This window comes from Brevundimonas subvibrioides (genome assembly GCF_027271155.1).
Taxonomy (GTDB): domain Bacteria; phylum Pseudomonadota; class Alphaproteobacteria; order Caulobacterales; family Caulobacteraceae; genus Brevundimonas; species Brevundimonas subvibrioides_D.
Genome location: NZ_CP114542.1, coordinates 2449472 through 2460000 on the forward strand (window position 1 = coordinate 2449472; position 10529 = coordinate 2460000).

Below are 10529 nucleotides of genomic sequence, written 5' to 3' on the forward strand. Positions count from 1 at the left end.
GCGCCATAGGGACCCGAAGTCCGATGGCGGGACAAGTCCATTCGCGCTAGATCACCGCCATGACCGATGCCACGCCGACGAATGACGCCGATACCGTCCCGGTGGTGCTGATCAATGTCTTCAAGGTCCAGCCCGACCGGCAGGACGACCTGCTGGACCTGCTGGCTGAAATGACCCGCGTCCAGGTCGGCCTGCCGGGCTTCGTCTCCGCCACCCTGCACCGGGGCCTGAACGGAAAGACCGTGGCCAACCACGCCGTCTGGCGCTCCGCCGCCGACTGGAAGGCCATGACCCGCAACCCCGCTGTCGTCGCGGCCATGAGCCCCATTATGGCCATCGCCACGTTCGAACCCCACCTCTACGAGGCGGGCGAGGTCATCCAATAGGCCTGCGTCCGAATCTGACGTAGCCGCGTGATGGGCATGTCGCGCAACGGGCATTGACGAAATGGACTCATCGGGGCCCTGGCCCGGAAGGTCGGACGGGTCGGACGCTGTTTTGAGTTCGGCTCAGACCCGCCAGACCGCCGCCTTCGCGCCGGTCTCGCCCAGGCTCGCCGCGACCCAGCTACAAATCTCGGAGGCCGCCGCCGCGGCCCCCTCCGGCGGACGGACGACGACCATGGCGCAGCCGTTCATCTTCATTGGATTGGTCAGCGGCCTCAGCCGCGCCTCGGCCACAAGGGTCGGGGCTCCGCTTTCCGTCGCCAGCCGACGCAGGAAGCCGTCAAAGGTCTCCATATCCTTCAGCGGCGTCCAGATCGCCACGATCGCTTCCGGATCTGCCCTGATGATCGCCCCGGCGGTCTCGGCCGCGCGCAGGTAATCGTCGGGCCGCTCGAAGGGAGGGTCGATCAGGACCAGCGGTGCCCGCGTCTGCTTCGCCTCGGCCAAGACCCGCTCATAGCCATCCCCGATTTCGCCCCGCGTCCGGGCGAATGCGGACAGGCTCTCACGCAACAGCCCCGCAACCTCTTCGCGGAGCTCGAAACCGACATAGGCGTCGTCGACCCCCAGGGCCCGCGCGATCAGCACGGGCGACCCCGGATAGAACCGCACCCCGCCTGCGGGGTTCAGCGCCGCCACCTCCCGCGCCAGCGCCTCGATCAGGGGGGGGCGGTCCACCGCCGCCATCAGCCGCTCGACACCCGCCTCCGCCTCGCGCGACCGGGTGGCATCGCCGGTAAGGTCATAGAGCCCCGCCCCCGCATGGGTATCCAGCACGACCACCGGCCCGACCCTCTGCCGCTCGCGCAAAAGCCACAGCACCAGGGCGTGCTTGACCAGGTCGGCGAAATTCCCGGCGTGAAAGCTGTGACGATAGTTCATGGCCCTGCGTCACCCTCGACACCGTCCGGGTCAAGAGGAACCGTGCAGCCCGACGCGACGTTCGCCGTTCCTGATCCGGAGACTGCGCCCGATGCCCGACGGCAGCCACCCCCTCACCGCCGCCGCCAAGGTCCCCGGTGGCCTGACCTACGGCAGCGACCAGTTCCCCGGCCTGACCCGCGTCCGCTCCGGCAAGGGTTTCTCCATCCGCGATGCCGACGGCAAGGTCGTCAGGGACAGGCCGGTTCTGGACCGCATCCGCCTGCTGGCCATCCCGCCCGCCTGGGCCGACGTCTGGATCTGCCCGCAGGCAACCGGACACATCCAGGCGACCGGCCGGGATGCGAAGGGCCGCAAGCAGTACCGCTATCACGACGACTGGAGCAGCCATCGCGCGGGCGACAAGTTCGACAAGATGCCCGCCTTCGCCCGTGCCCTGCCCAGGCTCCGCGACCGGGTCGAGACCGACCTGTCCTCACGCGGGCCCGGCCGCAAGAAGGTCCTGGCCACCGCCGTCCGCCTGCTCGAGATCACCCTGATCCGCGTCGGCAATGCCCGATACGCCAGACAGAACCGCAGTTATGGCCTGACCACCCTGCACAAGCGCCACCTGGAGGTCGATGGTGCGGGGCTCTCCTTCGCCTTCCGAGGCAAGAGCGGCGTGGATCACAAGGTCAGCATCAGGGACCGACGACTGGCCGCCGTCGTCCGCGGCTTGCGCGAGCTGCCCGGCCAGCAACTGTTCAAGTATCGCGACGAGACGGGCACCCTGGTCCCCATCACCTCCGATGACGTCAACGCCTATATCCGCGACGCCATGGGCGACCAGTTCTCCGCCAAGGACTTCCGCACATGGGCCGGCACCGTCTCGGCCGCCCGGGCGTTGCGCGACATGGACCCGCCAACCTCGCCCACCGACGGCAAGAAGAAGATCACCGTCTGCGTTAAGGCTGTCGCCGGCCTGCTGGGCAACACCCCGACAGTGTGCCGCAGCGCCTACGTCCACCCGACCGTGTTCGCGCTCTACGAAAGCGGCCGGATCGGCAACCTCCTGCCCGGCTCCGACACCCAGGGGTTCGAGGCCGCCCTGATGAAGGTGCTGAGGGCCTAGCTGTCGATCCAGTAGCGTCGGCTGCCCGGGCTGACCGGCCGCCCGGCCTCATCGTCCCGCCTCAGGATGATCCGGCGAAAGTCATCAGCCTCGTCCGGCCCGCGCAGCAGCCGCAGCGATTTGATGATCCGCGTGATCCGAAGGTGGTTGTGATCGTGCGCCACCAGCCAGTGATCGTTGCGCTGATAGAAGTGCGCCATCCGGTCCGTCGCCGCGGCCAGAGCGATCTGGGCAAGGCCCGAGGCATGGATCGCCTCCACATCCCCGGCAGACACCACAGGCGCATTCCGGTTTGCCCCGGAGGGGGCGTCCAGCGGGAACAGCCACTGGATGAAGTCGTGGATACGCTCGATGTCAGAATCGCTCATCGCCACGACCTCGAACACCGTCCGACCGGCACCGTCGGTTCCCGCCCCTTTCAGGAAATCGACGATAGCGCTCATTCAGCCCCTAGGCAGTCAGGCTGCCTTGTCCCAGTCAAGAATGACCTTGCCCGACAGACCCGACTTCATGGCGTCGAATCCCTCGCGGTAACGGTCGTAAGCTAGACGGTGAGTGATCAGGGGCTCAAGGTCCAGCCCTGCCTTCAACAGACCCAGCATCTTGCGCCAGGTCGTGAACATCTCGCGCCCGTAGACGCCCTTGATGGTCAGGGCCTTCAGGATGATCGCGCCCCAGTCCGTCTCCATCGGCCTCGACGGAATGCCCAGCAGCGCCATGCCGCCGCCCATGATCAGGGTGTCGACACACTGCCTGAAGGCGACGGGCGATCCCGACATCTCCAGCGCCACGTCGAAGCCGACCTTCAGGCCCAGTTCCTTCATCACGTCGTGCAGGTCCTCCTTCGTGGTGTTCACCGTACGGACCCCCGGTGCGACCTTGCTGGCCAGCTCCAGGCGGAAGTCGTTGATGTCGGTGAGCACGACGGTTCGGGCTCCCGCATGGCGCGCGACGGCGGCCGCCATCATGCCGATCGGGCCGGCACCGGTGACCAGCACGTCCTCGCCCAGCAGGTCGAATTGCTGCGCCGTGTGCACCGCATTGCCGAACGGATCGAGCATCGCAGCGACCTCATACGACACATCGTCGGGCAGCTCGATCACATTGAACGCCGGAGCCACGACGAACTCGGCGAAGGCACCCTGACGGTTCACGCCGATGCCGCGCGTGTGTGGGTCGAGGTGGAAATGTCCGGCGCGCGCCGCTTCCGAGTTCAGGTCGATGACGTGCCCCTCGGCCGACACCCGCTGGCCGATCTTCAGCGGGCGCTGGACGTCCGAGCCGATGGCGACGATCTCGCCACTGAACTCGTGCCCGGTGATCATCGGCGTCGGCACGTTCTTCTGTGACCACTCGTCCCAATTCCAGATGTGAATGTCGGTGCCGCAGACCGCAGTGCGGTGCACGCGGATCAGCACGTCCTCCGGTCCCGCCACGGGGATGGGCGCGTCGATCAGCTCGAGACCCACCTCGGGACGCATCTTGGCCAGGGCCTTCATGGTGGTGGTCATGCGATAACTCCCAGTTCCCTGCCTGCGGTCGTGAAGGCGGTCACCGCCTGATCGATGTGCTCGAAGGTGTGCGCCGCCGACATCTGGGTGCGGATGCGGGCGGCACCGCGCGGCACCACCGGGAAGCTGAACCCGATCACATAGACGCCCAGCTCCAGCATCCGCGCCGCCATCGTCTGGGCCAGCTTCGCATCGCCCAGCATGACGGGCACGATGGGGTGCTGACCGGGCAGCAGGTCAAAGCCCGCCTCGGTCATCGCACCACGGAAGCGGGCGGCATTGGCGGTGAGCCGGGTCCGCAAGGCATCGCCCTCGGGGCCCTGGGCGATGCGGATCGCCTCCAGCGAGGCGCCGCAGACTCCGGGGGCCAGGGCGTTCGAGAACAGATAGGGCCGTGCCCGCTGCTTCAGCAGTTGCACAACCTCCGACGTCGCACAGATGAAGCCGCCCATGGCCCCGCCCAGAGCCTTGCCGAAGGTGCCGGTGACGAAGTCGACCTTCACGCTGTGGTGCGCATACGAGCCCTTGCCTTGCGGGCCCAGAAAACCCGTCGCGTGGCAGTCGTCGACCATGATCAGCGCGCCATACCGGTCGGCCAGCACCCGGATTTCGTCCAGCCTGGCGATATAGCCGTCCATCGAGAACGCCCCGTCGGTGGCGATGACAATGTCCCGCGCACCATCCGCGCGCGCCGCTTTCAGCTGCGCCTCCAGATCGGCCATGTCGGAGTTGGCGAACCGGTAGCGCTTCGCCTTGCACAGGCGCACTCCGTCGATGATCGAGGCGTGGTTCAGGCTGTCCGAAACGATCGCATCTTCGGCCCCGAACAGCGGCTCGAACAGCCCGCCGTTGGCGTCGAATGCAGCAGCGAACAGGATCGAATCCTCGAAGCCAAGATAGTCGGCGACGGCCCGTTCCAGTTCCTTGTGGATGTCCAGCGTACCGCAGATGAACCGCACCGAGGCCGTGCCCGCACCCCGCTTTTCCGTCGCCGCATTGGCCGCCGCAACCACCCGGTCGTCGCCGCCCAGACCCAGGTAGTTGTTGGCGCAGAAGTTCAGTACGCGCCGCCCGCCCACCTCGATCACTGGCCCCTGACGGGACTGAATGATCCGCTCGGGCTTGGTCAGCCCCTGGGCGTCGATATCGGAAAGCTCGGCCGCGATGCGGGCGTGGAAACGGGCGGTCTGCATCGGCGCGTCATACCCCCTCACCCGGATGGGGGAAAGCCGTCAGGTCGTCGCCGAGGCCGGGATCGGCGCCGGCGCATCCGCCGGATCGGCCGAGGCACGATAGGGATTGACCCGTATCCTCGCGCCGCAGGGCTGGAACGCCATGGCCAGAGTCAGCGGCGTCGGACTGCCCGAAACGCGCACAGCGATCCGGGTGACCGAAGGACACACCGTCTGGCCGGCACCCTCATCGGGCACCACGCTCCAGGCGACGTCGAAATAGGCCCGGCCGTTCGTCGGGATTGTCACAGGCGTCGCGGTGTTCGGGTTCTGATCGATCCGCAACGTCGTGATCGGGCGACCCTGCGCCCCAAGAAGGCCGAGCGCCGGATAGCCGGCCAGCCCGCAGGCCGCCGGGCCGGTGTTCAGCACGCTGATGATCCCGACGCGATTGCCGGCACCGGCGTCGCCGCCCGCGGCACCGAGGCGCAGGTTCGCCGCCTGACAGGGCGTTGCTGCCGGCAGGACCCCGCCCGGAGCAGGAACCGGCGGCTGCGAAGGTCCCGGGACCGGCAGCGCGGGGTTGGCCGAGGGACGGCTGCATCGCTCCAGCACGGCCACGCCGACGTCGTCGTTCGGACCCAGGCGGCTCAGCGTCGCGCTTTCCTGACCGTCGCGCGTGGCGATCCACCACTCCAGGCCCGACCCGGCGTAGCGCGCGCCGCTTCCGGACGGCACCAGCCGCAGGGGATAGGCCTGCCCCTTGTAGGTCAGTTGCGCCGTGGCCGTGTCGGGATATTGCAGACTGACCGTCTGGCCGCTCTCGCAGGCATAGTCGATGGCCGGGGCCGTGGGCCCTGCTGGCGTCGGCGCGCCGACCACGGGGGTCGCGGGCTCCGTCGGCTCCGCGGGCCTATCGCAGGCCGAAAGCGCCAGCGCGCCGACCAGACCAAAGGCGACGAGATGTTGAGCAGACATGGCGATCCCCGGTGATGGTCGAAGGTTAACGTGACCAGCCGACAAAAGCTCCACCGTTATGGATGCTGCAAGATCGCTTGTTCGCGTGCCTCGCCAGCCGTTAGGTTGACGCCAGGAGACCGCCATGACCGACCGCGACTTGTATCCCGTTTCCGCCGACTGGGCCGGGCGTGCGCATATGGACGCCGCCGCCTATGAGATTGCCCGGATCGCCGCCCGCGAAACGCCGGACGCCTTCTGGGGCGAGCAGGCAAAGCGGCTGGACTGGATGACCCCACCCACGATCATCAAGGACGTTTCCTTCAGCAAGGACGACTTCCGCATCCGCTGGTTCGCCGACGGCGTGCTGAATGTCTGTTTCAACTGCGTCGATCGGCATTTGCCCGAGCGGGCCGACCAGACCGCCATCATCTGGGAGGGCGACGACCCCGCCCGATCCGGCCACCTGACCTATGCCGAGTTGCACCGCGAGGTGTGCCGCATGGCCAATGTGCTGAAGGACCTGGGGGTCCGGAAGGGCGATCGCGTCACCATCTACCTGCCCATGATCCCGGCGGCCGCCGTCGCCATGCTGGCCTGTGCCCGCATCGGGGCGATCCATTCGGTCGTGTTCGGGGGCTTCTCCCCCGACAGCATCGCCGGGCGGATCGAGGATTGCGGATCGAAATTCGTCATCACCGCCGACGAGGGCCTGCGCGCCGGCAAGCGGGTCCCGTTGAAGGCCAATGTCGACGCGGCGCTGGAAAAGGTCCCGGGCGTGGAGACCGTCCTGGTCGTCAGCCATACCAACGCCGATGTGCCGATGACGCCCGGCCGCGACGTCCGCTACGGCGAGGCCAGTCAGAGCGTTTCCGACGCCTGTCCGTGCGAGCCGATGAACGCCGAGGACCCGCTGTTCATCCTCTACACCTCGGGCTCGACCGGAAAGCCCAAGGGTGTCCTGCACACCACCGGCGGATACCTGTTCTGGGTCAGCTATACCCACGAACTGGTCTTCGACTATCGGCCCGGCGAGGTCTTCTGGTGCACTGCGGACGTCGGCTGGGTCACAGGTCACTCCTATGTCGTCTATGGGGCCCTGGCCAATGCGGCGACGACCCTGATGTTCGAGGGGGTGCCCAACTATCCCGACAACCGCCGCTTCTGGCAGGTCGTGGACAAGCACCAGGTCGAGATCTTCTACACCGCGCCCACGGCGCTGCGGGCCCTGATGCGGGACGGCGACGAGCCGGTGAAATCGTCCAGCCGCAAGTCGCTGCGCCTGCTCGGCACGGTCGGCGAACCGATCAATCCCGAGGCCTGGCGCTGGTATCACGAGGTGGTCGGCGAGGGCCGGCTGCCGATCATCGACACCTGGTGGCAGACCGAGACGGGCGGTGCCCTGATCGCCCCTCTGCCCGGTGCCACGGACCTGAAGCCCGGCTCAGCGACGAAGCCATTGCCCGGCGTAGAGCTGGAGCTGGTCGATGCCGAAGGTGTCGTGCTGGAAGGTGCCACGTCCGGCAACCTGTGCATCACCGACAGCTGGCCGGGCCAGATGCGGACGGTCTGGGGCGACCACCAGCGGTTCTTCGACACCTATTTCTCGACCTATCCCGGCAAGTATTTCACCGGCGACGGCTGCCGCCGGGACGAGGACGGCTACTGCTGGATCACCGGCCGGGTCGACGACGTCATCAACGTCTCGGGCCACCGGATGGGCACGGCGGAGGTCGAGAGCGCCCTGGTCCTGCACGACGACGTGGCCGAGGCGGCGGTCGTCGGTTTTCCCCACGACATCAAGGGCCAGGGCATCTACGCCTATGTCACCCTGAACGCCGGGGTCGAGCCGCACGACGATCTGAAAAAGACCCTGGTCGCCCATGTCAGGAAAGAGATCGGCCCCATCGCTGCGCCCGACGCCATCCAGTGGGCCCCCGGCCTGCCCAAGACCCGATCGGGCAAGATCATGCGGCGCATCCTGCGAAAGATCGCCGAGAACGACCTGACCGCGCTCGGCGATACCTCGACCCTTGCCGATCCGGCGGTCGTGGACGATCTCGTGAAAAACCGGACGGGCTGACCCGTTGGAATTTTCGCGACGGGGCTGGAACGTCCGGGCGGCGTCGTGCTTGCTAGGAGGGGTGCAGAAGAGACGGATCGGTCCCGGCGCGGGACAGGTGGAGACAAGGACGTGGCCATGTTCGAATTCGGCAGGGACATCCGGAAGCTGTTCGGCGAGGCGCGCGACAGCGACGAACTCGGCTGGCTGGAACTGATCGGCGTCGATCTGCTGGCCATCGAGGCGCGCGCCCTGACCACCGACGGCGGCCGCGTATCCTGCCGTCACCCGGCCCGGACCTGGCTGCGCGCCTCGATCCTGTGGCGCGAGCATGCCCGACGGACCGGCCACCGCGACAGCATCAGGAAGGCGATTGCCACCGCCGACGACAGTTTCAAGGCCACGACCAACGAGGACGAGCAGGCCCGCGCCGGGCTGTCGCGGGCCATGGCCCTGCTGACGTCGTTCGATCTGTTCGGCGACCGCGACGCCCTGGAAGAGGCGGCGAACTCGGCGCGCGAGACCGCGCCGAGGCGGCTGGCCACCCTGGCCTTCAGTGCCGGCGTCCACGCCCGCATCCGGGCGCGTCAGGCGCGGCTCAGCGACACGATCGCCGACCGGCTGGACGCAGCCGCCCTGATGGACGCGGCGCTTCATGCGATGATCAAGCACAACCCGACCGAGGTCGACGATCTGCGCCTGGACAACGCCGCCCTGGCGCTGGAAGGCGGCATCGTCCAGCGCGATCCGCGCCTGCTGGATCAGGCGGGACGCGACCTGAAGGCGCTGGTGGAGGCGTCCTCGCCCGATACCCGGCCCCTGACCCGGGCGCGCGCCCTGGCCCTGTGCGGTGCCGGCCTGTCGGCACTGGCCACCATGGCCGACGACGCCGGAGCGATCGAGGCGGGCCACGCGATGTTCGAGGCCGCCGCCGATCAGTTCACCCCCGACCACAGCCCGATGGACTGGGTCGCCATCCAGGTCGCGCGCGCCGTCGATCCCGTTACGCCGATCGAACCCCTGATGCAGGCCGAGGCCTTGACCAGCGGCCACGGTACCATCCTGGGTGGCCTGGCCCTGGACCTGCTGATCGCGCGGGAGATCGAGCGGGCGCTGGACGGGGGCGACCTCATGTCCCTGACCCGGATCGAGACCCGCGTGCGTCGTCGCCTGGCCGAGCGCGTCGGCCCGCCGTCCGCCGTCGAATGGGCGATCGACCAGATCGGCATGGCCCGTGTGATGATCGCGCGCAGCCAGCTGATGGGCACCGAGCCCGACCAGGCGGCCTTCGTCCTGTCCGAGGCCGCAGAGGCCGCCTGCGAGCACGGCGTTCCCGTTCTGGCGGATCGGGCCAGGGGCCTGACCCGTGGCCTGGGCGTTCGGGCCCGATAGACGCTCCGCCAGGGTCGGCGCGCCGACCGCTACCGGAACAGCAGCGCCGCCGTTCGACGCCCATCAGAACCCGATGCGGCGACGCAGCCTGCGGACGCTCGCCGCGACCGCGGGAGTACAGCGGCCAGCGTACGCAAGTCCTGAGCGGCGGTGGGACGGCGGGTGTGCGGGGGCATGCGCCGGCCACGCGGATCTGGGGGAGGATGCGCGATCGAAAACGGGCCAATCCATCCCGCGCGGCCCACAGCAAAAAGCCCCGCGGTCGAAACCGGCGGGGCTTTGAGATCTTGGGTGCGGGAGCAGGATTTGAACCTGCGACCTTCAGGTTATGAGCCTGACGAGCTACCGGGCTGCTCCATCCCGCGGCAAGAGCGGCGTTGTGAAGGAAGATGTTCGAGAAAAACGCACAATCCGATATCCGCTTGGTAGACCCGGCGGCGACCTACTCTCCCGCGCCTTGAGACGAAGTACCATTGGCTCTGGAGGGCTTAACGACCGAGTTCGGAATGGGATCGGGTGGGGAACCTCCGACATAACCACCAGGTCAACCAAGCGGATATCAGATTGTGCGAGAAGACATTGTCGTATTCGAAAAATCGAATGAGTTTTGCTGAGAAACGATCAAGCCGATCGGATTATTAGTACCAGTAAGCTTCACGCGTCGCCGCGCTTCCACACCTGGCCTATCAACGTGGTAGTCTTCCACGATCCTCAGCGAAGCCTTGTTTTGAGGTTAGTTTCCCGCTTAGATGCTTTCAGCGGTTATCTATTCCATACTTAGCTACCCTGCTGCACAGCTGGCGCCATGACAGGTCCACCAGAGGTATGTCCATCCCGGTCCTCTCGTACTAGGGACAGATCCTCTCAAGCTTCGAACACCCACGGCAGATAGGGACCAAACTGTCTCACGACGTTCTGAACCCAGCTCACGTACCACTTTAATCGGCGAACAGCCGAACCCTTGGGACCTGCTCCAGCCCCAGGATGTGATGAGCC

9 protein-coding genes, 1 tRNA gene and 2 rRNA genes (1 of these 12 cut by a window edge) are annotated in these 10529 nt (G+C 67.3%); 4 read left to right on the plus strand and 8 right to left on the minus strand.

Annotation, left to right across the window (positions count from 1 at the left end):
• The first annotated feature begins 59 nt into the window (after positions 1 to 59).
• Complete coding sequence (locus O3139_RS12400) at positions 60 to 386, plus strand: antibiotic biosynthesis monooxygenase family protein (protein WP_269514366.1); 327 nt, start codon at positions 60 to 62, stop codon at positions 384 to 386.
• 123 nt (positions 387 to 509) lie between these two features.
• Here O3139_RS12400 and rlmJ read toward each other — a convergent pair whose 3' ends face one another.
• A complete protein-coding gene (gene rlmJ / locus O3139_RS12405; protein WP_269514367.1) occupies positions 510 to 1328 on the minus strand; it encodes a 23S rRNA (adenine(2030)-N(6))-methyltransferase RlmJ in 819 nt (272 codons plus the stop codon).
• A gap of 91 nt (positions 1329 to 1419) precedes the next feature.
• Here rlmJ and O3139_RS12410 point away from each other — a divergent pair, with 91 nt between their 5' ends.
• Positions 1420 to 2439 carry a DNA topoisomerase IB gene (locus tag O3139_RS12410; protein WP_269514368.1) on the plus strand — a complete coding sequence of 340 codons (1020 nt, stop codon included), beginning with the start codon at positions 1420 to 1422 and terminating at the stop codon, positions 2437 to 2439.
• Here O3139_RS12410 and O3139_RS12415 read toward each other — a convergent pair.
• From O3139_RS12415 to O3139_RS12430, 4 genes are read right to left on the minus strand one after another with little or no spacing between them, the layout of a single operon-like run.
• The gene (locus tag O3139_RS12415) at positions 2436 to 2882 is read right to left on the minus strand and encodes an opioid growth factor receptor-related protein (protein WP_269514369.1); all 447 of its coding nucleotides are present in this window, start codon (positions 2880 to 2882) and stop codon (positions 2436 to 2438) included. The two genes, O3139_RS12410 and O3139_RS12415, sit on opposite strands and share 4 nt — an antisense overlap.
• Before the next feature lie 15 nt (positions 2883 to 2897).
• Entirely contained in the window at positions 2898 to 3938 is a 1041-nt protein-coding gene (gene tdh / locus O3139_RS12420) for an L-threonine 3-dehydrogenase (RefSeq protein ID WP_420022356.1), read from the minus strand.
• Positions 3939 to 3946: 8 nt separating this feature from the next.
• Positions 3947 to 5143: a glycine C-acetyltransferase gene (locus tag O3139_RS12425; RefSeq protein WP_269514371.1), complete on the minus strand. Its 1197-nt coding sequence runs from the start codon at positions 5141 to 5143 to the stop codon at positions 3947 to 3949.
• A 39-nt stretch (positions 5144 to 5182) separates the two neighbouring features.
• On the minus strand, positions 5183 to 6100 hold the full coding sequence (locus tag O3139_RS12430) for a DUF4232 domain-containing protein (RefSeq protein WP_269514372.1): 918 nt from the start codon (positions 6098 to 6100) through the stop codon (positions 5183 to 5185).
• A gap of 124 nt (positions 6101 to 6224) precedes the next feature.
• Here O3139_RS12430 and acs point away from each other — a divergent pair, with 124 nt between their 5' ends.
• Both acs and O3139_RS12440 read left to right on the plus strand, forming a co-directional pair.
• A complete protein-coding gene (gene acs, locus O3139_RS12435; protein ID WP_269514373.1) occupies positions 6225 to 8162 on the plus strand; it encodes an acetate--CoA ligase in 1938 nt (645 codons plus the stop codon).
• Positions 8163 to 8279: 117 nt separating this feature from the next.
• Positions 8280 to 9533 (plus strand): hypothetical protein, encoded by a 1254-nt coding sequence (locus O3139_RS12440; RefSeq protein ID WP_269514374.1) that lies wholly within the window; start codon positions 8280 to 8282, stop codon positions 9531 to 9533.
• 288 nt (positions 9534 to 9821) lie between these two features.
• Here the strand turns inward: O3139_RS12440 and O3139_RS12445 are convergent.
• The 3 genes from O3139_RS12445 to O3139_RS12455 form a co-directional block, all read right to left on the minus strand.
• Positions 9822 to 9898, minus strand: a tRNA-Met gene (locus O3139_RS12445).
• Positions 9899 to 9962: 64 nt separating this feature from the next.
• A 5S ribosomal RNA gene (gene rrf / locus O3139_RS12450) occupies positions 9963 to 10077 on the minus strand.
• 73 nt (positions 10078 to 10150) lie between these two features.
• A 23S ribosomal RNA gene (locus tag O3139_RS12455) occupies positions 10151 to 10529 on the minus strand (it continues 2404 nt past the right edge of the window).

Bases quoted from the DNA above. Each gene is read 5' to 3' on its own strand.
- O3139_RS12400 (WP_269514366.1), top strand. From the start codon at position 60: ATGACCGATGCCACGCCGACGAATGACGCCGATACCGTCCCGGTGGTG.
- rlmJ (WP_269514367.1), bottom strand. From the start codon at position 1,328: ATGAACTATCGTCACAGCTTTCACGCCGGGAATTTCGCCGACCTGGTC.
- O3139_RS12410 (WP_269514368.1), top strand. From the start codon at position 1,420: ATGCCCGACGGCAGCCACCCCCTCACCGCCGCCGCCAAGGTCCCCGGT.
- O3139_RS12415 (WP_269514369.1), bottom strand. From the start codon at position 2,882: ATGAGCGCTATCGTCGATTTCCTGAAAGGGGCGGGAACCGACGGTGCC.
- tdh (WP_420022356.1), bottom strand. From the start codon at position 3,938: ATGAAGGCCCTGGCCAAGATGCGTCCCGAGGTGGGTCTCGAGCTGATC.
- O3139_RS12425 (WP_269514371.1), bottom strand. From the start codon at position 5,143: ATGCAGACCGCCCGTTTCCACGCCCGCATCGCGGCCGAGCTTTCCGAT.
- O3139_RS12430 (WP_269514372.1), bottom strand. From the start codon at position 6,100: ATGTCTGCTCAACATCTCGTCGCCTTTGGTCTGGTCGGCGCGCTGGCG.
- acs (WP_269514373.1), top strand. From the start codon at position 6,225: ATGACCGACCGCGACTTGTATCCCGTTTCCGCCGACTGGGCCGGGCGT.
- O3139_RS12440 (WP_269514374.1), top strand. From the start codon at position 8,280: ATGTTCGAATTCGGCAGGGACATCCGGAAGCTGTTCGGCGAGGCGCGC.